We start from the raw sequence: 25191 nt of genomic DNA on the forward strand, positions 1-25191 counted from the left end.
CTCTAGCTCTGGTAGAACATCTGGCGAACATACTCTTCCCTGACCCTCCGAGATGGAGTAGAAAAGCGTATGAGCGACTCTTACGAAGATGACGCCTTCGAGGCGGCGGTTCCCCTGTCCCGGCGGGCGATGCAGGCGGCGAGCGCGCCCTATATGGACGGGTTGAACCCGGCGCAGCGCGAGGCGGTGGAGGCGCTGGAGGGTCCGGTTCTGATGCTGGCGGGCGCCGGGACCGGTAAGACCAAGGCGCTGACCACGCGGATCGTGCATCTGCTGGCGACCGGGACGGCGCGGCCGAACGAGATCCTCGCAGTGACCTTCACCAACAAGGCGGCGCGCGAGATGAAGAACCGCGTCGGGCGGCTGATGGGCGAGGCCGTCGAGGGGATGCCGTGGCTGGGTACGTTCCATGCAATCTGCGTCAAGCTGCTGCGGCGGCATGCGGAGCTGGCGGGGCTCAAGACGAATTTCACTATTCTGGATACGGACGATCAGCTGCGGCTTCTGAAGCAGCTGGTGGCGGCGCATAACATCGACGACAAGCGCTGGCCCGCGCGGATGCTGGCGGGGATCATCGATGGTTGGAAGAACAAGGCCTGGACGCCTGAGACGGTCCCGACGGCCGAGCATGGCGCCTACGATCACAAGGGTGTCGAGATCTATGCGGAGTATCAGGCGCGGCTGAAGACGCTCAATGCGGTTGATTTTGGCGATCTGCTTTTGCACGTGATTGGGATCTTCCAGACCCATGAGGACGTGCTGGAGCAGTATCGGCGTTGGTTCCGCTATATCCTCGTGGACGAGTATCAGGACACGAATGTCGCGCAGTATCTGTGGCTGCGGCTGCTCGCGGGCGGGCACAAGAATATCTGCTGTGTGGGCGATGACGACCAGTCGATCTATGGCTGGCGCGGTGCGGAGGTCGGTAACATCCTGCGGTTCGAGGAGGATTTCCCGGGCGCCGTGGTCGTACGGCTGGAGCAGAACTACCGCTCGACCGGGCATATCCTGGGGGCTGCCTCGGGGGTGATCGCGGCCAACAAGGGTCGGCTGGGCAAGACGCTTTTTACCGATGGCGAGGATGGCGAGAAGGTGCGCCTCATTGGCCATTGGGACGGAGAGGAAGAGGCGCGCTGGATCGGCGACGAGATCGAGGCGATGCAGGTCGGTACGCGGGGGCTGGATCCGATCTCGCTCGATCAGATGGCGATCCTCGTCCGGGCGTCGCACCAGATGCGGGCCTTCGAAGATCGGTTCCTGACGATCGGGCTGCCCTACCGTGTGATCGGGGGTCCGAGGTTCTATGAGCGGATGGAGATCCGCGATGCGATGGCCTATTTCCGGCTCGCCGTGTCGCCCGATGATGATCTGGCCTTCGAGCGCATCGTGAACACGCCCAAGCGGGGGCTGGGCGACAAGGCGGTGCAGAAGATCCAAATCGCGGCGCGCAGCAATGGCGTGTCGTTGCACGAGGGCGCGCGGCTTGTCGTGGCGATGAAGGGGATCGGCGGCAAGGGGCTCGCGGCGTTGCGCGAGCTGATCGAGGGGATCGACCGCTGGTCTGCGCAGGTGCGATCCGAGGCGGATACCCATGTCGAGCTGGCGGAGATGATCCTCGACGAAAGCGGCTATACCGGCCACTGGCAAAACGACAAGACGCCCGAGGCGCCGGGGCGGCTGGAGAACCTCAAGGAGCTTGTGAAGGCGCTGGAAGGGTTCGAGAACCTGCAAGGCTTCCTCGAGCATGTCTCGCTGATTATGGATAATGAGGCCGATGGCGCCGAAGAAAAGGTGTCGATCATGACGTTGCATGCCGCCAAGGGGCTGGAATTTCCCGCCGTGTTCCTGCCGGGTTGGGAGGACGGGCTGTTTCCGTCGCAGCGCTCGATGGATGAAAGCGGGCTGAAGGGCCTCGAGGAGGAGCGGCGGCTGGCTTATGTCGGCATCACGCGGGCGGAGCGTCTTTGCACGATCTCTTTTGCCGCGAACCGGCGGGTTTACGGGCAGTGGCAGTCGGCGCTGCCGTCCCGCTTCATCGATGAGCTGCCCGAGGATCATGTGGAGGTGCTGACGCCTCCGGGCCTTTACGGCGGCGGCTATGGCGCGGCGGGGATGGCCTCATCGATGGGGATGGCGGGAGCCGCCTCTCCGGTGCTGAACGCGATGGCTGGATCGGATCTGCATGCGAAGGCGGCTGAGGCGAATGTCTACAACTCGCCCGGCTGGCGGCGACTTCAGTCGCGCAGCGCGGAGCGGCCGATGAGCCAGCCGAAAGAGAGCCGGAACATGGTGATCGATCTCGATGCGGTCTCGTCCTTCGGGGAAGGGGACCGGGTCTTTCATCAGAAGTTCGGCTATGGCGAGGTTATGGGCGTCGAAGGCGACAAGCTGGATATCGAGTTCGACAAGGCGGGATCGAAAAAAGTTGTCGCCCGTTTTGTCATCGCTGCGGGCAGCGAAGGCGACGTGCCGTTCTGAGGCGGCACGCCGCTATGTGCTTTAGAAGACGTGGACCTGCGTGCCGATGGGCGTGATCGCGAAGAGCTCGGCGATCTTGTCGTTATAAAGTCCGAAACATCCCGAGGAGGACGGGCGCCCGATCTTGCGCGTGTCGTGGGTGCCGTGGATCAGGTAGGCAGGCCAGGTCAGATACATGGCATGGGTGCCCAGCGGATTGCCCGGGCCCGGCGGCATGAAGGCGGGCAGGCTGGGGTCACGCGCGCGCATTGAGGCGGTCGGCGTCCAACTGGGGCCGACCTTTTTTCGCACGATCTCGGTATAGCCGCGGCGGGTGAGATCCTCTGTCTTGGGAACCGAAGTCGGGTAGATGCGGTGATCGGTGCCGTCGGCGTTCCAGAAGAACACCGCGCGCGATTGCACGTCGCAGAGGATCGTGGCCACGCCCAACGTGTCAAAATGATCGCGCCAGTTCCGACCGACGAAGCTTGATGCGTTGCGTTGGGGCGCATCCAAAGCAGCATTGGCGCTGAGGATTGATGGGGTGGCCAGAAGGCTTGCGGCACCGGTCAGAATTGCGCGGCGGGTCGGACGTGTCATTGGGGCTCGTTCCTTTGATCGGTGTCTTTCCAGCTAGAAACGCGCGGGGGCCCGATCAAGCACCATGCGATCACAGCGATGTGACCTCACGCGACAATCGGCCAGAGGGATCCGACAAGGAGGATGGCCATGATCCAGTTGAAGATCCTCAGACGGGTCGGGGAGGACAGGAACGTTCGGAGCGCGACCCCGAGGCCTGCCCAGACGCCGACCGATGGCAGGTTGATCGCGCCGAAGATCACGCCGACCAGAAGGATGCCGGTCAGATCGGCGCGAGGCAGGTAGACCGTCGTGGCGCTGACGGCCATGGCCCAGGCCTTGGGATTGACCCACTGAAAGGCGGCGGCCTGCAGGAAGGTCATGGGTGTTCCGGTCGTCTCGGGCGCATCGGGAGAGGCAGGCGCGGCGGTCGCGATTTTCCAGGCGAGGTAGAGCAGATAAAGGATACAGGCGACATTGAGGATGGTCTGGCTGAGCGGCCAGATCTCGAAAACGCGCACGACGCCGACACCGACAAGGACCACCATCAGAACGAAGCCGATGGCGACGCCCAGCATATGCGGCATGGTGCGGAGCAGTCCGAAATTCGCCCCCGAGGCCATCAGCATCAGGTTGTTCGGGCCCGGCGTGATCGAGCTGACGAAGGCGAAGAGAGCGAGGGCAGTGAGGGCTTCAAAGGTCATGGTGCGCAACATGACACCGGATCAGGGAAATGAAATTGCAAAGAATTCGAACTTTTCTGATAAGCTGCAATTCATGAGCGTGACGGATGAGATCAACGCAAGGATATTGCGAGTACTTGAGGCCGATGGGCGGATCAGTAACCTAGATCTGGCCGACCGGGTTGGCCTGTCGCCTTCGGCCTGCCTGCGCCGGGTCGCGGCACTTGAGAAGAGCGGCGTCATCACCGGCTATCGCGCGCAGCTTGATCCGGGCCGGGTCGGGCGCGGCTATGTTGTCTACGTCGCCGTGGGGCTGTCGGAGCACTCCAAAGAGGCGCAGGAAGGGTTCGAAAGAGCGATGGACCGGTTCGAGGAAGTGTCCGAATGCCACAACATAGCGGGGGCGTTCGAATATCTCCTGCGGGTCGAGACGGCGGATTTGCCGTCCTACAAAGCGTTTCATACCGACAAGCTGGGGACCGTCCCCCATGTGCGGTCGATCACGAGCTATATGGTGATGGGCTCTCCGAAGGATGAGCGGGGTTAGGTGGCGGTCAGGGCTTTTTCGAACCAGTCGACATCAAGCTTGAACCGGCCCGATGGGATCTCGAGCAACGAAAGGCTGCGTTCGGCAAGGTGCCAGCCGCATTTGCGATAGAAGCGTGCGGCGCGGTCATTGCCCGGGGCACAGGCGAGCCGAGCTGTCGAAACTCCGGCGCGGCGGAGCCTCTCTTCGCCGTCTTTTAAAAGATCCTGAGCGATACCGGTGCCGCGGGCCTGCAGCGAGACGTAGAGCTGATCGATCTCTGTCCCTTTGATGATGCAAAGCCCGGCAGGCCGGTCTGCTATCACAGCCATCCGGGTGCGGTCCAAGGCCGGGCAAAGCCTGTCTGCAAAACTGGACAGAACCCTCTCGGCCACGAGCGCTTGAGGCACGATGGAGGCATGGGCCTCGTGCCACCCCGCATGCCACAAGGCAGCTAGGTCGGGGATATCGTCCGGCTGCGGTTCTTTAACTATCATTGCCGCCCGAGGATACCGGGCCTGCTTTGATCTGAAAGGGTGGTGGCAAAGAAAAAGCGACGATACCGGGAGGAGGTATCGCCGCTCTTCTTTTTGCCTCGCCGGTCAGGGAGGAGGAGACCGGGTCGGCGTATCGGAGCTCACTCAGGGAGGAGGAGGAGGAGCGGCCCCGAATTCTGTTCCTCAGGCTTTGTCGCCGTAGATCGCGTCATAGGCGACGCCTTGGATCATCGACCGGTGCAGTCCCAGATCGGACAGGTCGCGGTCGGTGAGCTTGTTGAGCTCGTTGAATGTCGTGCGGTAGGCGCGGTAGGCCCCCCAGCGCTGTGCGTATGTTTTGCGTGCGTCCGCGATGCGGTCGAAAAGACTTGCGGAGGCGCCGCGCGTGATCTGTGCGTATGCCATGGTTTGTTTCCTAACTGCTCATGCCCGTTTGGGGCTTTTTGCACCCCATGGGTCTTTGTCGCGCCGGATTGCGCTAACACCGATGAAGATAGGCATATGCTGCGGGCGCACAATCCCCCGCGACAACAATGCTGCCATGCAGCAAATGCATAAGTGTTACTGCCCTAGTTTTGGGCATCTTGGCTGCTGGATGTATAATGACTGCGCAGGTGGTTGCGGATCCCGGCGCGTCGCACGACTTAGAGGCAGGAATGATGAAGGAGTGACCGATGCCTGTCTCGCGCGATGATGTCCTGAGAGCTCTGGCCCGGGTTGGATTGCCGGATGGCGGGGATCTGGTGAGCCGCGATATGATTCGGGCGCTGAGTGTCGAAGAGGGCGCGGTGCGGTTCGTGATCGAGGCGCCGGATGCAGGACAGGCAGCGCGGATGGAGCCTGTGCGGGCGGCGGCGGTGCAGATTGTTGAAGAGGTGCCCGGCGTCGGTTCGGTCTCTGCTGTACTGACGGCGCATGGGGGCGCTCCGAAAGCGCCATCCCTGAAGGTCGGGGGGCATCCGAAACCGCAGGCCGGGCCCTTGAAGCCTGTGGGGGTCGACCGAATCCTGGCGGTGGGCAGCGGCAAAGGCGGGGTAGGCAAGTCGACTGTATCGACCAACCTTGCCGTGGCTTTGGCCAAGCAGGGACGCCGGGTCGGGTTGCTGGATGCGGATATCTACGGGCCATCGCTGCCGCGGATGATGGGGGTGTCGGGGCGGCCTGCCTCTCCGGATGGGAAGATCATTGAGCCGCTGCATGCCCATGGGGTCACGGTCATGTCGATCGGGCTGATGGTTGATCCGGCCAAGGCGGTGGTTTGGCGCGGGCCGATGCTGATGGGAGCGCTTCAGCAGATGCTGGGGCAGGTGGCCTGGGGCGAGCTGGATGTGCTGATCGTGGATCTGCCGCCCGGAACAGGCGATGTGCAGCTGACGCTGTGCCAGAAGACGGAGCTGACAGGGGCGCTGGTCGTGTCGACGCCGCAGGACGTGGCGCTTCTGGATGCGCGCAAAGCGATCGATATGTTCGCCACGCTCAAGACGCCGGTTCTGGGTCTGATCGAGAACATGTCTCTTTATATATGTCCCGAATGCGGACATGAGGCGCATCTTTTCGGGCATGGCGGCGTGCGTGCAGAGGCTGAGAGGCTCGGCGTTCCGTTTCTGGGAGAGCTTCCCTTACATCTGGATGTGCGGATTGCCGGGGATGACGGAGTCCCCGTGGCCCTCGGGGAGGGTCCGCTGGCAGACGCCTATGCGGCGCTGGCGCGGGGGCTGGTTGCGGGCGGGATGGCCTGACGGATCCGGCGCCGGCTCTCCGGGCGACCGGCGGGCTGCATATTTTTGACAAGATGAAGAGAGCTGTGGCGCGCAGGTCGCTGCCGCTGGGAAATGATGGGATGGCTTTTCAATGAGGATCGCCAACTGGGATTCGATGGGACATAGCTGCTTGAAAGGGTGATATTACCGGAAATGTCGGTATCCCTCTGAAAGAAATGTCTTGCCTGTTATATTTATAGCACTTCGAGTCCATCAGAAATAGCAACATGTTGCGATGCTTGTCCCAAGTATGACTACATCTGCGATATCTATGTCGCGTGATGTTGCCGGATATGTTCGGTTGCCCGGCTTTCCCATAAATTCCCTTGTTTCCCATGAAATCCCGGCGCATACAGTTCTTACACGAACGACGGATCAAGGGGCGCTCAAGACCCCACCGAGGCACAAACTGGTTTCATACAGGCAACCCGACTTCGTGAACGATGAGATCCGGCGCGCGAGCGAGCAGACATCCCCCCAGGTGGCGCGCGCAGTCGGACATTCCCGGAAACGGGACGAGGGCGGCGGATCGAGCAGTGGCAGCAGCTCGACCGCCGTTTTCATTTTTGAGGACAACACTTTGGGGGTCGAAGGGGCCGCGGGACAGTGGCACTGAGGTTCAGAGGCGAATTCAACCAAAAGGTTGATGCGAAAGGGCGGATGTCAGTTCCGGCCCGGTTTCGCCGTGTCCTCGAAACCGGGGACCCCGATTATCCCGAAATCAACGGTCAGGCCTCGGTGGTTCTGCTTTATGGCGATCACCTGACGGACTGCATGCATGCCTATACCGTCGAGGCCTTTCGCGAGATCGAGGACGAGATCCTTGCCATGCCGCGTGGATCCGAGCAGCGGCGGCTTTTGTCGCGGCTGGTGCTGGGCCAATCGCTTGATGCGGAAGTCGACAAGGACGGGCGAGTCGTCATCCCCAAGGAACAGCGCGATAAGTACAGCCTGTCGGGCGATACGGTCTTTATCGGGATGGGCGATCATTTCGAGATCTGGCCAGCCGAGACCTTCGAGGCCAAGGAGGGCGTCTTTGCCCGCGACTTCCTCGAGCGGCAGGAGGAGAGCTTTGATCCGCTTTCGCTGCTGCAGGGCGGGTCGTGAGCGCGCATGTTCCGGTCCTGCTCGGCCCCCTTTTGGAGGCCGTTGCTCCGGTTCGGGGCACCTGGATCGATGGCACCTTCGGGGCGGGCGGTTATACCAAGGGTTTGCTGGAGGCGGGCGCGGAGCGGGTCATTGCGATAGATCGCGATCCTCTGGCTTTCGAGATGGCGGCGGACTGGATCGACGGACGGGTCGAGACGCGGCAGACGACCTTCTCGCAGATGGAAGGCCCGGTGGACGGGGTGGTTCTGGACCTGGGCGTCAGCTCGATGCAGCTGGACCGGGCGGAACGGGGGTTTTCCTTTATGAAGGACGGGCCTTTGGATATGCGGATGAGCCAGGACGGCCCGTCGGCGGCGGATTTGGTGAACGGCGCTGAGGAAGGCGTTCTGGCGGATGTGCTGTATCAATATGGCGAGGAGCGCGCCTCGCGCAGGATCGCGCGGGCGATTGTGGCCGCGCGCCCGCTTGAGACCACGCTGGAGCTGGCACAGGTCGTCGAGAGTTGCCTGCCGCGCGCCAAGCCGGGGCAGAGCCATCCGGCAACGCGGACGTTTCAGGCGCTGCGGATCGCGGTGAACAATGAATATGGACAGCTGGCGGACGGTCTGGAAGCGGCCGAGCGGGCGTTGGTGCCGGGCGGGAAGCTTGCTGTTGTCACCTTTCATTCGATCGAGGACCGGATGGTGAAGCGGTTTTTGCAGGCCCGGTCGGGCGGCGGTGGAAACGCAAACCGCTATGCGCCCGAGCGCAAGGCGCCGCCTGCGGGTTTCGAGATCCTGACGCGCCGGGCCATCGCAGCCGATGCGGATGAGATTGCGGCCAACCCGCGTGCGCGGTCGGCCAAGTTGCGCGTGGCGCGGCGAACGGAAGCCGAGGCGGCGCCGACCGATCGGCGCGCCTTGGGAATGCCTCAGCTGGAGGGGATATTTTAGATGCGATCGTTTTTGTTTATGCTGTCCGCGCTGGCCATCGTGGGGCTGGCCTTCTGGGCCTACCGGGAAAACTACGCAACGCAGCAAAGCCTGCGGGAGGTGCGCGATCTGCATGACCAGATCGGCGCGGCCCATGCGCGGCTGACGGTTCTTAATGCCGAATGGGCCTATCTGAACCGGCCCGACCGTCTGCGCGATCTGGTGGAGCTGAATTACGAGCGGCTGGGTCTGTTGCCGCTGACGCCCGAGACCTTTGGCCGTCTGGAGCAAGTGGCTTATCCGCAGCCCGATCTGGGGCCGATCCTCGAGACGGTCGAGACCTCCAGCGCAGGGGAGGACCGGCCATGATCCGCACGCCGCTTCGTCCTTTGGCCCGAATCCTGCGCGCGCGGGAGAAGGGCGAGAATCCCGACGTGATCGAGCGGGAGAATAAGCGCTTGCGCCATGAGGCGATGCGCGACCGGGAGCGGATGCGCGCCGAGGGCCGGCTTCTTGTACTGGGCTCGATGTTTGTCGGCGCCTTCTTCGTCGTCGGGATGCGGATGGGCGCGCTCGCCGCGACCGATCCGTCCGAGCCGCGGGCCAGCGCTGCGGGCAGCGCGATCATGGCGCAGCGCGCCGATATTGTAGACCGCAACGGGCGGGTTCTGGCCACCAATCTGGAGACGCACGCCCTTTATGCGCAGCCGCCGCAGATGGTTGATCCTGTCGCCGCCGCGAGGGGCCTTGCATCCATCTTTCCCGATCTGAAGGAAGACGAGCTTGTCGAGAATTTCACCGGCAAGCGTAAGTTCCTCTGGATCAAGAAGAAAATTAGCCCCGAGCAAATGCAGGCTGTCCACGAGATCGGCGATCCCGGGCTGCTGTTCGGTCCGCGTGAGATGCGGCTTTATCCCAACGGTCCGATTGCCGCCCACGTTCTGGGCGGTGCGTCTTTCGGACGAGAAGGCGTGGCCTCTGCCGAAGTGATCGGGGTGGCCGGGGTCGAAAAGCAGTTCGACGCGGATCTGCGCGATCCGGCGCGTGACGATGCTCCGCTGCAATTGTCGCTCGATCTAACAGTGCAGGCGACCGTCGAGCGGGTGCTGCATGGCGGGATGACGATCATGAACGCCAAGGGGGCAGCGGCGGTTCTGATGGATGTCTCGACCGGAGAGATCATCGCGCTGGCGAGCCTTCCCGATTTCGATCCGAACAGCCGCCCGCGTGTGCTGACCGAAGGCGATGCCTCCGACAGCCCGCTTTTCAATCGGGCGGTGCAAGGCGTCTACGAGCTGGGATCGGTGTTTAAGATCTTCACGGCGGCCCAGACGATCGAGCTGGGTCTCGGCAATGCCGATACGCTGATCGACACCAAGGGACCGTTGACCTGGGGCCGGCACCGGATCCGCGAGTTCCGCAACAAGAATTACGGGCCGTTCCTGAGCGTGACCGATGTCATGGTGAAAAGCTCGAACATCGGGACCGCCCGGATGGCGATGGAGATCGGCGGCGCGCGCCAGCAGGACTTCCTGCGCTCGCTCGGCTTTTTCGAGGCGACGCCGCTGGAGATGGTGGAGGCTGCATCGGGGCGTCCGCTGCTGCCGCGCAACTGGTCGGACATCTCAACGATGACAGTGAGTTATGGGCACGGGATCTCGAGCTCTCCGGTGCATCTGGCGGCGGGCTATGCGTCGCTTTTGAATGGCGGCACGCGGGTGCGGCCGACCTTGATCAAGCGCGCGGCGCCGCAGGTCGGAGAACAGGTGGTGCGGCCCGAAACGTCGGCCGCTGCCCGCGACATGTTGAGGGCCGTGGTGGCGCGGGGAACGGCGAGTTTTGGCGACGTGGAAGGCTACCGGGTCGGCGGCAAAACCGGGACGGCGGACAAGCCGCGTCCGCGCGGGGGCGGGTATTACGATGACAAGGTGATCGCGACCTTCGCCAGTGTTTTTCCAGCGGACGATCCAAAATACGTCCTCGTGGTGACGCTGGATGAGCCAGTCGAGACTTCGGACGACGAGCCGCGCCGCACCGCAGGCTGGACCGCCGTGCCTGTCGCAGCGGAGATCATCCGCCGGACGGCCCCGCTTATGGGGCTCAGACCGGAGATTGAACCTGCCGCCCTCGAAGGTGTAACACTCACGTCGAACTGAACAGGGAGGGGTCATGGCCCGGCAGGCACGTTTGAGCGAGTTGGGGCTGACCGCCAAGGGAGGGCGTAATCCCGAGGTGACCTCCCTGATCGTGGACAGTCGCGACGTGACCGAAGGCGCCTTGTTCGCGGCTTTGCCGGGCAGCCGGGTTCATGGCGGCGAGTTCATCCAATATGCGCTTCGCATGGGGGCGAGTGCCATTCTGACGGACGCCGCCGGAGCCGAGATTGCCGCAGGCGAGCTGGCTGCATCGGACGCAGCGCTTGTGGTGGCCGAGGAGCCGCGTCAGGCTTTGGCCTATGCGGCGGCTTTGTTTTACGGGGCCCAACCGGAGACGATGGTTGCGGTCACCGGCACCAATGGCAAGACCAGCGTTGCCACTTTCACCCGTCAGATCTGGGAGACGCTGGGGTATAAGGCGGTCAATCTGGGCACGACGGGGATCGAAGGAGGCTGGAGCGCGCCCTTGGGCCATACGACGCCCGAGCCAATCACGCTTCACCGCGCTTTGACTGAGGCCGCCGAGGCCGGGGTCACCCATGGGGCGATGGAGGCCTCATCGCATGGGCTGGCGCAGTACCGGCTCGACGGCGTGCGACTGGCCGCGGCGGGGTTCACGAACTTCAGCCAGGATCACTTGGATTATCACGAGACGTTCGAGGCCTATTTCGAGGCCAAGGCGGGGCTTTTTGGCCGTGTTCTGGGGGAGGGCGCGACGGCTGTCATTCACCTTGATGACGGGCGCGGCGCTCAGATGGTCGAGATCGCGCGGGAGACGGGTCATCCGATCCTGGGCATTGGTCGCCGGAAAGAGGCGGATCTGAAGATCGAAGCCTTGCGGTTCGATCCAGCAGGTCAGGATCTGCGGTTCGCCTGGCAAGGCCAGAGCCAGCAGGTACGGCTGGCCCTGATTGGCGGGTTTCAGGCGGAGAACGCGCTGGTGGCGGCAGGGCTTGTCATTGCTGCAGGAGAGCCGCCCGAGGAGGTTTTTGCCGCTCTTGAGAATCTTGGAACGGTTCGCGGCCGGATGGAGCTTGTGGCCGCACGTGCGAATGGCGCGTCGGTCTTTGTCGATTATTCCCACACACCTGACGCTGTTTCTACGGCACTGCAGGCGCTTCGGCCGCATATCATGGGGCGGATCATCTGCATCGTAGGGGCCGGTGGTGACCGGGATGCGGGCAAGCGGCCTTTGATGGGGCAGGCGGCCGCGGATTATGCCGATCAGGTGATCGTCACCGATGACAATCCGCGCAGCGAGGATCCGGCGGCGATCCGGGCGGCGGTTCTGGGCGGAGCCGGACCGGACGCGGTCGAGGTCGGCGACCGGGCCGAGGCGATCCTGCGCGGTGTCGATGCGCTGGGGCCGGGCGATGCGCTGCTGATTTGCGGCAAGGGTCACGAGACCGGCCAGACAATCGGCGATACGGTTCTGCCCTTTGATGATGCCGAGCAAGCCAGTATCGCGGTGGCCGCTCTGGACGGAGCGCGGGCCGGATGAGGGGAAAAAATCTTCTAGAAGATTTTTGGTTCAAGATCGTTCTAGAACGATCTTCCTTTGCAGAATTTTCTAGAAAATTCTGGTGGTTGGCGTGAGCGTGCTCTGGACATCCCAGGCCATCGCTGCGTCAACCGGCGGTGCGGTATCCCGTGAGTTCGACGTGAGCGGTATCTCGATCGACACGCGATCGCTTGTTCCCGGCGACCTTTTCGTTGCCCTTTCTGCCGAACGGGACGGTCACGATTTCCTGACGGCTGCCTTTGAGGCGGGCGCGGCGGGCGCGCTGGTGACCCACAGACCGGAAGGCGTCTCAGACGCGCATCCGCTGATCCTCGTCGAGGATGTCCTCGAGGCGCTGGGCGCGCTCGGACGCGCGGGGCGCGCGCGAAGCGAGGCTACCGTTCTTGGCGTCACCGGATCGGTTGGCAAGACGTCGACCAAGGAGATGCTCAAGATCATTCTCGAGCGGCAAGGCCGGGTGCATGTGCCTGAGGCGAGCTACAACAACCATTGGGGCGTTCCACTGACGCTGGCGCGGATGCCGCAGGACACCGAGTTCGCCGTGATCGAGATCGGCATGAACCATCCCGGAGAGATCGCGCCTCTGGCTCAGATGGCCGATCTGGACGTGGCCCTGATCACGACAGTGGCGGCCGCGCATCTTGAGGCCTTTCCGGATGTCGATGCCATCGCCGTGGAAAAGGCCTCTATTTTCAAAGGTCTTCGGTCCGGTGGTCCGGCGATCATCAACGCCGATATCACGACCGCTCCGATCCTTCTGGAGGCGGCGCAGGCCGCAGGCGCGCGTTCTGTGCTTTTCGGGCGTCAGGGGACCGATTGGCATCTGACGGATCTTCGGGTGGGGCCCAAGACCACGACGTTGCAGGCCAGTCACGATGGCGAGGACTGGCTCTTCAAGCTGACCGTGCCGGGTGCGCATTTCGCGATGAACGCTTTGGGTGCATTGGCGGCGGTCGAGGCGCTGGGGGGCGATGCGGCCACCGCGGCGCGCGATCTGGCGCTTTGGGCGCCTTATGCCGGGCGCGGCACGCGGGAGCGGCTGGTTCTGGACGATGCCGAGGACGGGATGAGCTTCGATCTGATCGACGATGCGTTCAACGCCAACCCCGCTTCGGTTGCGGCAAGCCTGGAGGTTCTGGTGACTGCGGAACCGCTCGACGGGGTCGGGCGGATCGGGCGGGGACGCCGGATCGCGATCCTGGGCGATATGCTGGAGCTGGGTCCGGAGGAGAGCAAGCTGCATCGGGATCTGGCGGATCTGCCGCCATTCGCGCGGATCGATCTGGTTCATTGCGTGGGGCCCCGGATGAAGGCGCTGCACGAGGCCCTGCCCGAGATCAAGCGGGGGCGCTGGGTTGAAACCGCCGATGAGCTGGCCGAGCGGCCGAGCCGTCTGGTCGATGCGGGCGACGTGATCCTGGTCAAGGGATCCAAGGGGATCAAGGTCAGCCGGATCGTTGACGCGTTGCGCAAACTGGGGCATCCGGTGGCAGACGAGCAAGAGCGATAAGAACAAGAAAACAAGAGGCGGGCGCATGCTCTATTGGTTGACCGAGTTGTCGGATGGGGGGGATCTCTTCAATCTCTTCCGCTATATCACCTTCCGGGCCGGGGGGGCGTTTCTGACGGCTTTGGTCTTTGGCTTTCTCTTTGGGCCGCCGCTGATCAACGTGCTGCGCCGCAGGCAGGGCAAGGGGCAGCCGATCCGTGATGACGGGCCCGAGGGGCATTTCGTCAAGGCGGGCACGCCGACCATGGGCGGCCTGCTGATCGTGGGGGCGGTTCTGACCTCGACCATCCTTTGGGCGCGGCTTGATAATCCCTATGTTTTCATGGTCATTCTCGTGACCGTTGGCTTTGCCATGATCGGGTTTGCGGACGATTATGCAAAGGTTTCCAAGCAGACGGTCGATGGTGTCTCGGGCAAGATGCGGCTGGGACTTGGTTTTCTGATTGCCGCAGCAGCGGCGGCCTGGGCGGCCTGGCATCATCCCGAGGATCTGACCAATCAGTTGGCCTTTCCGGTCTTCAAGGATTTGCTGGTCAATATGGGGGTCTTCTTCATTCCCTTTGCCACCATCGTGATCGTAGGGGCGGCCAATGCGGTGAACCTGACGGACGGGCTCGATGGGCTGGCGATCATGCCGGTGATGATCGCGGCGGCGGCCTTGGGAGCGATCGCCTATGTCGTGGGGCGGACGGATTTCACCGAATATCTCGACGTGAACTATGTGGCGGGAACAGGAGAAATCTTCATATTCACTATGGCCTTGATCGGCGGAGGGCTTGGCTTTTTGTGGTATAACGCGCCGCCAGCTGCCGTCTTTATGGGCGATACCGGATCGCTGGCCTTAGGCGGCGCTTTGGGGGCGATTGCGGTGGCCACGAAGCACGAGATCGTCTTTGCCATCATCGGCGGAATTTTCGTAATGGAGGCTTTGTCGGTCATCATCCAGGTGGCCTATTTCAAGAGCACCGGCAAGCGGGTCTTTCTGATGGCGCCGATCCATCACCACTATGAAAAGAAGGGCTGGGCGGAGCCGCAGATCGTGATCCGGTTCTGGATCATCGCGCTTATTCTCGCGATGGTCGGTCTTGCCACGTTAAAGGTTCGTTAAGGTCTCTTAACGCAGGACCGGGGGCCAGCCCCCGGACCCCCGGGATATTTCCCAGGCAAAGAGATCGGGGAAGAACGTTCTGGGTGTTTGCCTCATCAAAGTTTGCAATAGATTAACGCGGCGAGCGGCAAGGAGAGCGGTATGATCCCGGTGCGCGGATTTGAAGGGCGAACGGTTGCCGTTCTGGGACTGGGCCGGTCGGGGCTGAGCGTGGCCCATGCGCTGGAGGCCGGCGGCGCGCAGGCGGTGGCCTGGGACGACGGCGCGGCGGCGCGCGAGCGGGCGGAAGGCGAGGGCATCGTCCTGCGTGATCTGACGCGGGCCGGAGCGTTCGAGGATGTGGCAACGCTGGTCGTCTCGCCCGGGATCCCGCATCTTTATCCGGCGCCCCACCCAGTGGTCGTTGCCGCCCAGGCGGCGGGGGTGCCGGTCGACAACGATATCGGGCTGTTCTTCCGGTCTTTCGGAGGGGCCGACTTCGACCGGTTCGACACCGTGCCGCGGGTTATCGCGGTCACCGGATCGAATGGAAAATCAACGACGTCCGCGCTGATCCATCATATTCTGCAGGAGGCCGGGCGGCCTGCGCAGCTGGCAGGCAATATCGGGCGCGGGGTCTTTGATACGCAAGCGGCGCGCGACGGGGAGGTGATGGTGCTGGAGTTGTCCTCCTACCAGACGGAGCTGGCGCGGGCGCTGACGCCGGATGTGGCGGTCTTCACCAATCTGACGCCCGATCACCTGGACCGGCATGGCGGGATGGGAGGCTATTTCGCGGCCAAGCGCAGGCTTTTTGCCGAAGGCGGGCCAGACCGGGCGGTGATCGGCGTGGACGAGCCGGAAGGGCGGTATCTGGCGGGGCAGCTGGCCGAGGACGGGGCCGAGATGCGGGTCATTCGGATCTCGTCCGGGAGCAAGCTGGACGGGCCGGGATGGTCGGTCTTTGCGCGCAAGGGGTTCCTGAGCGAGTGGCGGGGCGGGCGGCAGGTCGCCTCGATCGATTTGAGGGATATCAAGGGCTTGCCGGGCGCGCATAACCATCAAAACGCCTGTTCGGCCTATGGCGCGCTGCGGGCCGTGGGGCTGGGGCCGCAGGCGATTGAGCGGGGATTTGGCAGCTTTCCGGGCCTGCCGCATCGCTCGCAGCATATTGCGGAGCGGGACGGCGTGGCGTTCGTCAATGACAGCAAGGCGACGAATGTGGATTCGGCGGCCAAGGCGTTGGCGGCGTTTTCGCGCATCCGGTGGATTTGCGGGGGCTTGCAGAAGGAAGGCGGGCTGGAGGCTCTAATCCCGTTTTTCGGCCATGTGGCAAAGGCTTACGTGATCGGGCGCGAGGCGGAGGCCTTTGCCCGGCAGCTGACCGGCTGCGAGGCGGAGATCTGCGGGACGATGGATGTGGCCGTCGAACGCGCAATGGCTGAGGCCCAGGCGGGAGAAACGGTTTTGCTGTCGCCCGCGGCGGCCAGTTTCGATCAATATGACAGCTTCGAGAGGCGGGGTGAGGATTTCGCGGCCGAGGTGAAGGCGCGTCTGTAAGGGAACGCGATTTGCAGGTTAACGCAGCCGATCTGGTCAGAATGGGCTTTCGGTATCCGGTCGGTATCGTGTCGGTATTTGGTCGGTGGATTTTCGGCACGACGCGGAGTTAACGGAGCGCGCGCAAGATTCGTCGCGCAACGGGCGGATATCACGTCACGGCCGGGCGTTAAGGATTAGGAGGCGGGTTCGACGGCCAGCGTCTCGGCGGCGGTGTCGATGACCTCGGTCAGGCCCGCTTTCTCCATCAGAACCTGAGCGGCGGTGCGCAGGGTCGGTGTGAAGCCGCCCCGGTCGATGCTTTCACCCGCGACCAGAGGCAGGCGCGTCTCTGGCAGACCCTCGAAGGTAATGACCAGTTCGGCGACGCTGTCGCCTTCGCTGATCGGCGCCTCGAGCGGGCCGCGATAGCTGACCGTGGCCTCGACCCCATCCTCGTTCAGGATGGGAACGAGCAGATCCGTATCCTCGGGCAGGACCAGATCGACGCTGGTCTTCGAGCCCATCCAGACGGGCGCCTCGGCGATATAGGTGCCCGCGCTGCCAAGCTCTTTCTGGGCGAATTGGCGGAAGGCCCAGGTGACGAGGCGCTCGGCCTCTTCGGCGCGCTGAGCGGCGGTGTCCAGCCCGGTGATCACGAAGATCACGCGCCGGTCGCCCTGTTCGGCCGAGCCGGTGAGCCCGAAGCCCGCCTCTTGCGTGTGGCCGGTCTTGAGACCGTCGACGCCGATGCCGAGACCCAGAAGCGGATTGCGGTTGCGGGTATTGGCGGGGGCGCGGCCATCGAAGGCGAATTCCTGTTCGGCAAAGAGGGGGTAATAGGTCGGGAAATCCTCGATCAGGCGTTCGGCCAGGATCGCTAGATCCTTCATCGACATGACGTGCCCGGCGGCGGGCCAGCCGCTGGAATTCTGGAAGACGCTGTCCTCCATGCCAAGCTGGCGGGCGCGGCTGGTCATCATCCGGGCAAAGCCCGCTTCGGTGCCGTCGGGGCTGATTGCTTCGGCCAGAACGACGCAGGCATCATTGCCAGAGAGGACGATGATGCCCCGGATCAGATCCTCGACACTGACGCGGTCGGTCGTGTCGAGAAACATGGTGGAGCCGCCGAAGCTGGCCGCATGGGCCGAGACCGGAAGCTCTTCACCCAGCGTCAGACGGCCATCGGCCACCGCTTCGAACGTCATGTAGAGCGTCATCAGCTTGGACATGGAGGCGGGCGGCAGGGCCTCGTTCGCGTTCTTTTCGAGCAGGACGGTGCCGGTCGTCTGGTCGATCATGTAGGCGGCTTCGGCCCGTGTATCGAAGCTTTGGCCGACCGCGGGGGCGGCCAACAGCGTCAGGCCGAGACAAAGGCGCGTCAGCATGGCGGATCCTTTCGAGCGGTGGCGGGCCTAGCCCTGGATGTAAGCGTCGGTGAAGCCGGTGGCCTTCACCTGTTCCAGCAATGCGGCGCGTTCGGCTCCGGTTCCGATATTGGGCACGACGACCCGAAAGACCGGGGTGCCGCCGCTGTCGCCGCGCAGGACGGCAGGCGTCAGACCCGCGGCGCGCAGGCTGGCGGCGGCGGCATTAGCATTACGCTCGGTCCGGAAAGTGGCGGTCTGGATCACGGGGTTCGAGGAGCCGGATGCGGCGGTCTGGGCTGCGGGGGCCGGAGCCGGAGCAGGGGTGGCACTGGCCTCCGCCGCATCGATGGCCGCAGCGGCACCTGCTATCGGATCGCCGCCCGGAGCGGCCCCGTCAAGCGGGGTGACGCTGACATCGCTGGGCGCGGCCAGATCGTCGACGCCTTCCTCAAGCGGTGCGGGGGCGTCGGTGACAACCTCTACCGTTTCGGTCTTGAGCGCCACGACACTGAGCTGCGCGGGTTGTCCCGCGATCATCCCAAGCGCCTCGGCGGCGTCCGAGGAGACCTGGATGGTGGGTCCGGGATTGTTGCGCTCGCGGCGGAAGAGCGCGCCGGTCACGTTAGTGTTGTTTTCGGTGTTGCGGATGATGACCCGCTCGGCGTCCTGCACGTCGGGATGGGCGACCCAGATCCCGCCCAGCGACGGGCGACCGTCCCAAAGGCCGCTATCGGTCGCCTCGAAGATCTCGGGCGCCTCGACATCACGGGTGACGCTTTCGGTCGATCCGCCTGCAGGTGCGGCAGCGGCGGTTTCACCGCCGGAGCCGCTCCCGGTGAAAGGGTTGGAGAAGCCGTCTTCGCATCCTGCAAGTGCAAGGCATGCAAATGTCATGGGAATGAGCCGGGTGATGGCCATGGAAATGTGTCCCTCTGCCTGTCGGTTCACATGGTGCGAACCGGTGGTCTGCCGATATCGGTCCGGTCTGTGCCGGAATTGTCGCCACTTTAGCCATAGTGGAGCGCGTTTGGGAAGTCTCGCCCGCAAGGTGGGCGATTTTTCGGACGCTTCCCGAATCGCAGCTGTCCGCGTATCGGGGGCCGCAGATCGCGGAGGAGTGGCAGAGTGGTCGAATGCACCGGTCTTGAAAACCGGCGTGCGTGAAAGCGTACCGTGGGTTCGAATCCCACCTCCTCCGCCATCCACACGCTTTGCCTTGGTGGTGTTCTGATTGCCGAGGGCTTTGCATTGAGATTTCGGTGTCTTGGCTTGGTCGGTCTTTCAGTGGGACTCTGGTTAAGGGCGATGGAGTAGCCGCTTTTGGCTGGCGTCTCTGTTTGGCGATTGCGCGGTCCGTGTTTACGGAAGCCGGGAGGGTGCGGCCCGGGACTATGGCGCCCTCTTGCATTGCCGCGCTGCTTCTTGCGCGAGCTTGGCCGGATCGTTCGCGGGTGACAGACAGGCGGATCTAGAGATCAGCGACCTGCTTGATCTGGTCGTCCCAGAGGGTTGGGAGGCCGGTCTTGACGAGGTAGTCGGTGGTCAGGGCTGGGAGCTGGGTGCCTTTTGCGATGGTCTCAAGGAGAGGTGGGGCGAGCAGCGCGAGGGGCAGGAGGTCCTTGATCCGGCGGGGCGAGGTGCCGTCTGCATTGGCGATCCCGGCGATGCTCTCTCCGGTGAGGATCCGGGTGAGCAGCCGCGCGCCTTGACGATGTTGGTCACGAGCGTTCGGTCGATGTTGGGTGGCGCGTCTCCCAGGTGCAGCTTCGTTTCGACGCTGCGGCGGCGCATCTGGAAGGGGAGAACCTCGGGATACAGATCGTCGAGCATGTCGTCGATCAGAGCCGCGATGGCCTTGGCTGAAATTGGACAATGAGCGCCCCGGGGCGTAGGTCGACTCGGTTGATCGAGGAGAGTAGGGCGGCTCTGCTTGGTGCTGGAGCTTCTACTGGATCTTCTCCCAAGGCGCGGGGTCGATGAGGGCGCGGCGCTGGCCGTCATGAACCTGGCCCTTGTCGCGGATCCGCTCGGCGGTGACCTCCCGCTCGAACTGGGCGAAGGAGAGCAGCATGTTCAGCGTCAGCGACCCCATGCTGATGGCGGTGTTGAAGCTCTGCGTCACCGACACGAAGAAGGCCTCGGCCGCCTCCAGCGTCTCCACCAGCTTGGCGAAGTTCGCCAGCGCGCGGGTCAGCCGGTCGATATTGTAGACGACGATCCGCTCGACGCGCCGGTCGCGGATCGCCTGCATGAGCCGCGTGAGGGCCGGCCGGTCGAGCGTGCCACCCGAGATCCCGCCATCGTCATAGCGCTCCGACAGACGGTGCCAGCCTTCGTGCTTTTGGCTGGCGATATAGGCCGCGCAGGCCTCCCGCTGGGCGTCTAAGGAATTGAAATCCTGGTCTAGCCCCTCCTCGGAGCTCTTGCGGGTATAGATCGCGCAGCGAATCCGGCGCATCAGGCCAGTCCGAAGAACCGGGGGCCGGACCAATGTGCGCCGGTGATATGCCGCGCGATGGCCGAGAGCGAGCGCCATGATCGCCCATCCATCAGATAGCCGTCCTCGGTCACTTCGACGCGGTAGGTGCGCCCGTTCCACTCTCGCACGAGACGGGATCCGGGCGTCACGGGGCGGACGCGGGACCCGCTGGCCAGGCGGTCCAGCTCCCGCTCGGTCCGGGCGAAGAGTTCGCCCAGCGCCTCGGTCTGGCGCTGCCAGATCAGCAGCTTGCGCAGAAGAGGCAGCGACAGGTGCTTGGGCGGCGGTCTGCCGAAGGCCGCACGCCATCGCGCAAGGCAATCGGCGCGGGAGGCCTCTGCCAGCGCCTGCAAGTCGGCCGCCGGCCGGTCCGTGTCGTGCCGGCTCATGGTTTGGCCTCGTCGGTTACGATCCGATAGACTGGCCCGGTGTCGTTGGGCGTGCGCTCGACCCAGTGCCCTGCTTTGCGCTGCGCCGAGATTGCGGCCCGCACCGTATGCGGCTGCCATCCAAAGGCAGCCTGTACTTGCGCCATCGAGGCGCCGGTCTTGCGGCGCAGAAGCCGGGTCAGCGGCGCGCTGCGCGTCGGTTTGGCCGACCGGGCAGGCTTGCCCTTCGGTTGCTCCGATGGGGTTGGCTTACCCTTCGGTTGGGCTGCGTCGGCCCGTGTCCTGGTTGAAGGATTAGGCTGTGTCATCGTCATCTCCACATTCGTCGGCGCAAGGTAATCCCGCGCCCAGTACCGAGTGGAGCCCGGCAATCCGGGCGGTGACACAGGCACAGTACCGCTTCCGGCACCAGAGAAGTCCAGAGCGAAAGAGCGACGTCCTGTGGGCCACGTGAAAGCGAGGAACGGGAGTTAGGACACCCGCCGCAAGCCCCTGCGCGTGACCGCCCTAACCGAGCGGTTCACACAGCCTTCAAGACGGCTTGGAAATTGCAGATACCGCTAGAGCCACCGCAGACCAGCGACGGCCTTCCCGCATCACCGAACGCGCAGGACACCGAACGAAAAGCAACTGCGGGCGCTCTACTCTGTTCAACGCGCCACCTTCTGCATCCGCAACAGGTTGTCTCTCCGCAGAATGGGCGGAAACCGGTCGTTCCCTGCGGCTGTAAAGCGGGCCATCGCGATCCTGCAAAGCTGTCATTCGAACTTGGACTCGGCAGTAGTGTTGATGCGGTAACCGCACCAAGGTCCGGTATGCGCAGAAAGCGGACCTTGCAAAGTTTCCGACTTCTTGCGGCTTTCGCGGCTGGCACCGGCCCCAAGCCGCCAGCCAGCACAGATCTGCGATGCTGCGTCCGCAGTCCGATTTGCTGCCATTCGCTGCAAGCGTAAAATCGGTTGATGGGCGAACTCACAGATCGCAAGGCAAAGCACCAGCTTGGAGCGTATTTTCCAACGGCTGTTTTATGCAATTCGCAACGTCAGAAACAAAAACAGAGGGCGGGGAACGGACCTTGCAAGCGCGTGCAAGTCGATGCTCGCGCGACACGGGTGTGCGCACAATCAAAGGTACCCCATAACTCGGGGCTTGCCCTACGTCGCCACATGGCGATCGGGGCGCTACCTATGCTCCACTATCGGTCGAGCGGGAAGATCGGACGCGGCACATTGCGGTAGGGCAGCCTGGCGAGGTCCGGTGTGCAGAGCGCGCCGCTATCGCAAACAATAATGCGAGATGCGACCGGCTCGAAGGCGGCGCGAAAATGCTGCATGGACTTCAGGGCGACGATAGTCTTTTCGGCGGGGTCAATGCCAAACGTTTGGAATTGCGCAAGGTCAAGCATCTGGGTCGCGTTGGTTACAATCAAGATGTCGATGCCTGCTACGCCGAGGACGGCCGTGCGTCCCCAACTTCGGTGAAGACCGCCGAGGATCGGGCCTGTTCCTGTATAGTTTCCATCGCTGAGCATCTTGAGTGTGCCCGTCACCGTGATTGGCCCGCCGCCACGGCCGGGATCCGTCTTGCCTCCAAGTTCAAGGGTGACGGCCCGCCCTACGGTTTGCGTTTCCAAATACTCGATTGCTTCCGGATCGACCAACGGTCCAAAACATGCATTGTCGGCGCTTGCGGCAAGCAGCGCTGCAAGCAGCGACGTTGCATCGCCATACGCTCCTCCACCGGGATTGTCAGCATAATCGGCAACGACGATCGGGCCGTTTTCGGCTTCGTGATCCACGCATTGTGCGGCGGCAGCTTTGACACTGAGATAGTCGTTGAGACCCTCGAACCGCCTGTCCCAGATGTCATCTGCAAGTTCCTTGCCAAGCCGTTCATGTGGCGCAGGGTCGCCCTGATAGGTGACAAGGACTGTCGGCCCGACCTCAGCAATATCGGCATTGCCGAAGCCCGCATTGATGCTGACGGCAAAGGCATCAGGGTGCAGCTGGTGCGCAAGAGCCCGCGCGTTGCGTTCGATCATCGGGCCGGCATCGGTGCGTCCACCGTTGACCTCCTCAAGCATCGGGCGATGAACCCGCAGCGTCTTCGGTGCGATTTCACCCGACATGGTCCGATGCAATATCTCTCCTGCCAGCACGGCACAGTCGCGCATGTCGACATGTGGATAGGTCTTGTAGGAGACGATGATGTTGGCGAGGTCGGCCATTTCCTGACTTACATTGGCGTGAGGGTCGAGCGTGATTGCAATCGGAACGTCGCGGCCCGTCACCTCCCGGAGCCGCGCGAGGAACGTCCCCTCACCATCCTCGGCGCCGTCAATTACCATGGCGCCATGTAGCGAAAGCAAGATGCCGTCGAAATCTTGGGCGAGAGCACGCGCTATCACCGGCGCAGCGAGCGCCATGAATGTACCCGGTGTGACAAGACCACCGGGCGGCGCAGACGTGCTGACCGCATGCGTCAGATCCCATCCCTTGTCGCGTGCGACATCAAGAAATCCGGCAAGATCGGTGTTTGCCTGTCCTCGTTCGCGGATGGCCTCCTCTCCCAGAAGGAAGTACCGGCTCTTAAACGCTACAAGATCTGTCGGACGGATCGAGAAGGTATTTGTTTCATGGCTGATTTCGGCACTCAGAACGCGAAAGTTCATCTGCAATTCAATCCATCGGGTTGTGGCAGGCAACCATGCGGCCGTCGCCGAGGTTTGTAAGGGGCGGGCGCTCGCGTGTGCAAACATCGCTGGCCGCGGGACAGCGCGCCGCAAAGGCACATCCGGGGATCTTCGCAAAGGGGCTTGGAATTTCACCGCCCAGCATCGTGACGATCTTTCGCCGGGTCGGGTCGGGCTCGAAGTTGCTGTCGAGAAGCGCATGGGTATAGTGATGGCGCGGCTGCGTCTTAGCACCCGGCAAAATCTCCATGACGCGCCCCAGATACATTACCACAACACGGTCGCAGAAATAACGGACAAGGCTGAGATCATGGCTGATAAAAAGATATGTCAGCCGAAGCTCTTCCTTTAGGGCTTCCAGCAGATCTACGATCTGCGCCTGGATGGAGACATCCAAAGACGCGGTTGGCTCGTCGAGCACGAGAAATGACGGGCGTAGTGCCAGCGCTCGTGCGATCCCCACCCGCTGCTTTTGACCGCCAGATAGCTGATGGGGGAAACTGTCCAACATGCGCGGGCTGAGGCCGACCATGGAGATCAGTTCATCCACCGTCGCTCTCGCCTCCGCCACCGTCTTGGCTTCACCTTGCACCTGAAAGGGTTCGAGCAAGGCGCGGCGGATCGTATAGCGTGGGTCGATGGCAGAATACGGGTCCTGGAACACCATCTGCATCTGGCGGCGCAGTTTGCGCATCTCGGCCTGCGACTGGGTCGCCAGATTCTTGCCGTCGAAGATCACCGTCCCTTCAGTGGCCTCCAGCAGGCGCAAAACGAGCCGCGCCAAGGTGGACTTGCCGCAGCCGCTTTCGCCCACGACCCCGGTTACTTTGCCGCGCGGCACATCAAGTGAGACGTCATTGACCGCGCGCATGGTGCGGCGCGGCTTCATAAAACCGCCTCCGGACGAAAACTCGCGCGTCAGATCCTTTATCGTTACAAGGCTGTCATCGCGTGGGACCGAAGCATCCATTATCAAATCTCGCTGAAATGACAGGCCGCCAGACCCGAAGATTTGGGCTCAAGCGCAGGCGCCTGGTCGCGACATAGCGTCTGTGCGTTGCTGCAGCGCGGATTGAAGCGGCAGCCATTCGGATAATCGACGATGCTCGGCACGACCCCGGGAATACCCTTCAGGCTTCCTGGCTCCTGACCCAGCCGCGGAATGCAGCGGATCAGTTCGCGCGTGTATGGATGCTTGGGTTTGCCAAAGATCTCGCCAATCCGGTTCATTTCCGCGACCCGGCCGGCATACAAAACAACGACGCGGTCGCAGGCCTGCGCCACCACGCCCATGTCATGGGTAATCAGCATGAGGGCGAGGCCGCGGTCGCGGACCAGTTCGACCATGATCTGTATGATCTGGGCCTGGATGGTGACATCGAGCGCCGTCGTGGGTTCATCAGCAACGATCAGGTCAGGGTCTGCGGCAAGCGCCATGGCGATAACAATCCGTTGTTTCATGCCGCCTGAAAGCTGATGCGGATAGGCGCGATGGATCGCAGCGGGTTCCGGAATGCGCAACTGGGCGATCAACTCAAGGCTGCGTGCCTTCGCCGCCTCGGCGCTTAACCCCAGATGCAGGGTCGAGACCTGGTCGATCTGCGCACCGATGCGAATGATCGGATCCAGCGATGTCATCGGGTTCTGGCTGATCAGCGCGATGCGCTTGCCACGCAATCGGCGCAACTCGATCTCGGGAAGTCCGATCAAATCGCGCCCGTCAAAGACAATGGAGCCTTTGGTGATGGAGCCGCCGATGCGCGGCAGCAACCCCATGACGCACATCGCAGTCAGCGACTTGCCGGAGCCGGACTCACCAACGAGGCCGAGGATTTCGCCCTTGTCGATGTCGAATGTGACACCTTCCAACGGGCACAAGGCGCCAATCGAAACCGAGATGCCCTGAACCGAAAGAAGCGCCATA

The 25191-nt window shown here is 63.1% G+C and carries 23 protein-coding genes, 1 tRNA gene and 1 pseudogene; 13 read left to right on the forward strand and 12 right to left on the reverse strand.

Translation table 11 applies throughout. The features are described 5' to 3' along the window. Positions 1-69 precede the first annotated feature (69 nt). Entirely contained in the window at positions 70-2478 is a 2409-nt protein-coding gene (locus AAD018_RS09195; protein WP_367316372.1) for an ATP-dependent helicase, read from the forward strand. 21 nt (positions 2479-2499) lie between these two features. Here AAD018_RS09195 and AAD018_RS09200 read toward each other — a convergent pair whose 3' ends face one another. Both AAD018_RS09200 and AAD018_RS09205 read right to left on the reverse strand, forming a co-directional pair. Further along, positions 2500-3057: a L,D-transpeptidase gene (locus AAD018_RS09200; RefSeq protein ID WP_367316371.1), complete on the reverse strand. Its 558-nt coding sequence runs from the start codon at positions 3055-3057 to the stop codon at positions 2500-2502. A gap of 86 nt (positions 3058-3143) precedes the next feature. Next, positions 3144-3740 (reverse strand): LysE family translocator, encoded by a 597-nt coding sequence (locus tag AAD018_RS09205; RefSeq protein ID WP_367316370.1) that lies wholly within the window; start codon positions 3738-3740, stop codon positions 3144-3146. A 73-nt stretch (positions 3741-3813) separates the two neighbouring features. On the opposite strand from AAD018_RS09205, the gene AAD018_RS09210 reads away from it, so the two are divergent. Further along, a complete protein-coding gene (locus AAD018_RS09210) occupies positions 3814-4266 on the forward strand; it encodes an Lrp/AsnC family transcriptional regulator (protein WP_367316369.1) in 453 nt (150 codons plus the stop codon). Here the strand turns inward: AAD018_RS09210 and AAD018_RS09215 are convergent. Both AAD018_RS09215 and AAD018_RS09220 read right to left on the reverse strand, forming a co-directional pair. Continuing rightward, complete coding sequence (locus AAD018_RS09215) at positions 4263-4742, reverse strand: GNAT family N-acetyltransferase (RefSeq protein WP_367316368.1); 480 nt, start codon at positions 4740-4742, stop codon at positions 4263-4265. The two genes, AAD018_RS09210 and AAD018_RS09215, sit on opposite strands and share 4 nt — an antisense overlap. A gap of 183 nt (positions 4743-4925) precedes the next feature. After that, a complete protein-coding gene (locus AAD018_RS09220) occupies positions 4926-5147 on the reverse strand; it encodes a DUF1127 domain-containing protein (protein ID WP_367316367.1) in 222 nt (73 codons plus the stop codon). A gap of 269 nt (positions 5148-5416) precedes the next feature. On the opposite strand from AAD018_RS09220, the gene AAD018_RS09225 reads away from it, so the two are divergent. From AAD018_RS09225 to murD, 9 genes are all read left to right on the forward strand, one after another. Next, positions 5417-6481, forward strand: coding sequence for an Mrp/NBP35 family ATP-binding protein (locus AAD018_RS09225; protein WP_367316366.1), 1065 nt, complete (start codon positions 5417-5419; stop codon positions 6479-6481). A gap of 627 nt (positions 6482-7108) precedes the next feature. Further along, a complete protein-coding gene (locus AAD018_RS09230) occupies positions 7109-7609 on the forward strand; it encodes a division/cell wall cluster transcriptional repressor MraZ (RefSeq protein ID WP_367316365.1) in 501 nt (166 codons plus the stop codon). Next, positions 7606-8544, forward strand: coding sequence for a 16S rRNA (cytosine(1402)-N(4))-methyltransferase RsmH (gene rsmH, locus AAD018_RS09235; protein ID WP_367316364.1), 939 nt, complete (start codon positions 7606-7608; stop codon positions 8542-8544). The genes AAD018_RS09230 and rsmH overlap by 4 nt, the downstream gene beginning before the upstream one ends. Beyond that, the gene (ftsL, locus tag AAD018_RS09240; protein WP_367316363.1) at positions 8545-8892 is read left to right on the forward strand and encodes a cell division protein FtsL; all 348 of its coding nucleotides are present in this window, start codon (positions 8545-8547) and stop codon (positions 8890-8892) included. It begins immediately after the preceding gene. Next, entirely contained in the window at positions 8889-10679 is a 1791-nt protein-coding gene (locus AAD018_RS09245) for a peptidoglycan D,D-transpeptidase FtsI family protein (protein ID WP_367316362.1), read from the forward strand. Before ftsL ends, AAD018_RS09245 begins: the two co-directional genes overlap by 4 nt. A 13-nt stretch (positions 10680-10692) precedes the next feature. Beyond that, positions 10693-12180: a UDP-N-acetylmuramoyl-L-alanyl-D-glutamate--2,6-diaminopimelate ligase gene (locus tag AAD018_RS09250; protein WP_367316361.1), complete on the forward strand. Its 1488-nt coding sequence runs from the start codon at positions 10693-10695 to the stop codon at positions 12178-12180. Positions 12181-12271: 91 nt separating this feature from the next. Then, positions 12272-13711, forward strand: a complete 1440-nt coding sequence (locus tag AAD018_RS09255) for a UDP-N-acetylmuramoyl-tripeptide--D-alanyl-D-alanine ligase (RefSeq protein WP_367316360.1) — start codon at positions 12272-12274, stop codon at positions 13709-13711. Between the two features lie 25 nt (positions 13712-13736). Further along, positions 13737-14819, forward strand: a complete 1083-nt coding sequence (gene mraY, locus AAD018_RS09260; protein ID WP_367316359.1) for a phospho-N-acetylmuramoyl-pentapeptide-transferase — start codon at positions 13737-13739, stop codon at positions 14817-14819. Positions 14820-14960: 141 nt separating this feature from the next. Continuing rightward, positions 14961-16358, forward strand: a complete 1398-nt coding sequence (gene murD / locus AAD018_RS09265) for a UDP-N-acetylmuramoyl-L-alanine--D-glutamate ligase (protein ID WP_367316358.1) — start codon at positions 14961-14963, stop codon at positions 16356-16358. Positions 16359-16534: 176 nt separating this feature from the next. Here the strand turns inward: murD and AAD018_RS09270 are convergent, their stop codons facing one another. Both AAD018_RS09270 and AAD018_RS09275 read right to left on the reverse strand, forming a co-directional pair. After that, positions 16535-17725: a D-alanyl-D-alanine carboxypeptidase family protein gene (locus AAD018_RS09270; protein ID WP_367316357.1), complete on the reverse strand. Its 1191-nt coding sequence runs from the start codon at positions 17723-17725 to the stop codon at positions 16535-16537. A 27-nt stretch (positions 17726-17752) separates the two neighbouring features. Then, complete coding sequence (locus AAD018_RS09275) at positions 17753-18625, reverse strand: SPOR domain-containing protein (RefSeq protein WP_367316356.1); 873 nt, start codon at positions 18623-18625, stop codon at positions 17753-17755. A gap of 193 nt (positions 18626-18818) precedes the next feature. Here AAD018_RS09275 and AAD018_RS09280 point away from each other — a divergent pair. Together AAD018_RS09280 and AAD018_RS09285 are read left to right on the forward strand one after the other, a co-directional pair. After that, positions 18819-18908, forward strand: a tRNA-Ser gene (locus AAD018_RS09280). Positions 18909-19139: 231 nt separating this feature from the next. Further along, a complete protein-coding gene (locus tag AAD018_RS09285) occupies positions 19140-19583 on the forward strand; it encodes a hypothetical protein (RefSeq protein ID WP_367316355.1) in 444 nt (147 codons plus the stop codon). 135 nt (positions 19584-19718) lie between these two features. On the opposite strand, the pseudogene AAD018_RS09290 reads toward AAD018_RS09285, so the two are convergent. From AAD018_RS09290 to AAD018_RS09315, 6 genes and pseudogenes are all read right to left on the reverse strand, one after another. Further along, positions 19719-20165: pseudogene (locus AAD018_RS09290) on the reverse strand (recombinase family protein); the annotation flags it as partial. After that, complete coding sequence (locus tag AAD018_RS09295) at positions 20165-20575, reverse strand: DUF2924 domain-containing protein (RefSeq protein ID WP_367316353.1); 411 nt, start codon at positions 20573-20575, stop codon at positions 20165-20167. The pseudogene AAD018_RS09290 and the gene AAD018_RS09295, both read right to left, overlap by 1 nt. Beyond that, the gene (locus AAD018_RS09300) at positions 20572-20883 is read right to left on the reverse strand and encodes a DUF3489 domain-containing protein (RefSeq protein ID WP_367316352.1); all 312 of its coding nucleotides are present in this window, start codon (positions 20881-20883) and stop codon (positions 20572-20574) included. The genes AAD018_RS09295 and AAD018_RS09300 overlap by 4 nt, the downstream gene beginning before the upstream one ends. 887 nt (positions 20884-21770) lie before the next feature. Further along, on the reverse strand, positions 21771-23246 hold the full coding sequence (locus AAD018_RS09305; protein ID WP_367316351.1) for a M81 family metallopeptidase: 1476 nt from the start codon (positions 23244-23246) through the stop codon (positions 21771-21773). Between the two features lie 7 nt (positions 23247-23253). Beyond that, a complete protein-coding gene (locus AAD018_RS09310; RefSeq protein ID WP_367316350.1) occupies positions 23254-24156 on the reverse strand; it encodes an ABC transporter ATP-binding protein in 903 nt (300 codons plus the stop codon). An 83-nt stretch (positions 24157-24239) separates the two neighbouring features. Beyond that, positions 24240-25190 carry an ABC transporter ATP-binding protein gene (locus AAD018_RS09315; RefSeq protein WP_367316349.1) on the reverse strand — a complete coding sequence of 317 codons (951 nt, stop codon included), beginning with the start codon at positions 25188-25190 and terminating at the stop codon, positions 24240-24242. Between the last annotated feature and the right edge of the window lies 1 nt (position 25191).

The sequence above is a fragment of the Aestuariibius insulae genome (assembly GCF_040783535.2).
In the GTDB taxonomy this organism is placed as follows: domain Bacteria; phylum Pseudomonadota; class Alphaproteobacteria; order Rhodobacterales; family Rhodobacteraceae; genus Aestuariibius; species Aestuariibius insulae.

Excerpts from the sequence above, each read along its gene's own strand:
- AAD018_RS09305 (WP_367316351.1), bottom strand. The coding sequence starts at position 23,246 with ATGAACTTTCGCGTTCTGAGTGCCGAAATCAGCCATGAAACAAATACC.
- AAD018_RS09220 (WP_367316367.1), bottom strand. The coding sequence starts at position 5,147 with ATGGCATACGCACAGATCACGCGCGGCGCCTCCGCAAGTCTTTTCGAC.
- AAD018_RS09275 (WP_367316356.1), bottom strand. The coding sequence starts at position 18,625 with ATGGCCATCACCCGGCTCATTCCCATGACATTTGCATGCCTTGCACTT.
- AAD018_RS09270 (WP_367316357.1), bottom strand. The coding sequence starts at position 17,725 with ATGCTGACGCGCCTTTGTCTCGGCCTGACGCTGTTGGCCGCCCCCGCG.
- AAD018_RS09250 (WP_367316361.1), top strand. The coding sequence starts at position 10,693 with ATGGCCCGGCAGGCACGTTTGAGCGAGTTGGGGCTGACCGCCAAGGGA.
- AAD018_RS09205 (WP_367316370.1), bottom strand. The coding sequence starts at position 3,740 with ATGACCTTTGAAGCCCTCACTGCCCTCGCTCTCTTCGCCTTCGTCAGC.
- murD (WP_367316358.1), top strand. The coding sequence starts at position 14,961 with ATGATCCCGGTGCGCGGATTTGAAGGGCGAACGGTTGCCGTTCTGGGA.
- AAD018_RS09210 (WP_367316369.1), top strand. The coding sequence starts at position 3,814 with ATGAGCGTGACGGATGAGATCAACGCAAGGATATTGCGAGTACTTGAG.
- AAD018_RS09200 (WP_367316371.1), bottom strand. The coding sequence starts at position 3,057 with ATGACACGTCCGACCCGCCGCGCAATTCTGACCGGTGCCGCAAGCCTT.
- AAD018_RS09245 (WP_367316362.1), top strand. The coding sequence starts at position 8,889 with ATGATCCGCACGCCGCTTCGTCCTTTGGCCCGAATCCTGCGCGCGCGG.
- ftsL (WP_367316363.1), top strand. The coding sequence starts at position 8,545 with ATGCGATCGTTTTTGTTTATGCTGTCCGCGCTGGCCATCGTGGGGCTG.
- AAD018_RS09215 (WP_367316368.1), bottom strand. The coding sequence starts at position 4,742 with ATGATAGTTAAAGAACCGCAGCCGGACGATATCCCCGACCTAGCTGCC.
- AAD018_RS09195 (WP_367316372.1), top strand. The coding sequence starts at position 70 with ATGAGCGACTCTTACGAAGATGACGCCTTCGAGGCGGCGGTTCCCCTG.
- mraY (WP_367316359.1), top strand. The coding sequence starts at position 13,737 with ATGCTCTATTGGTTGACCGAGTTGTCGGATGGGGGGGATCTCTTCAAT.
- AAD018_RS09315 (WP_367316349.1), bottom strand. The coding sequence starts at position 25,190 with ATGGCGCTTCTTTCGGTTCAGGGCATCTCGGTTTCGATTGGCGCCTTG.
- AAD018_RS09300 (WP_367316352.1), bottom strand. The coding sequence starts at position 20,883 with ATGACACAGCCTAATCCTTCAACCAGGACACGGGCCGACGCAGCCCAA.
- AAD018_RS09310 (WP_367316350.1), bottom strand. The coding sequence starts at position 24,156 with ATGAAGCCGCGCCGCACCATGCGCGCGGTCAATGACGTCTCACTTGAT.
- AAD018_RS09295 (WP_367316353.1), bottom strand. The coding sequence starts at position 20,575 with ATGAGCCGGCACGACACGGACCGGCCGGCGGCCGACTTGCAGGCGCTG.
- AAD018_RS09225 (WP_367316366.1), top strand. The coding sequence starts at position 5,417 with ATGCCTGTCTCGCGCGATGATGTCCTGAGAGCTCTGGCCCGGGTTGGA.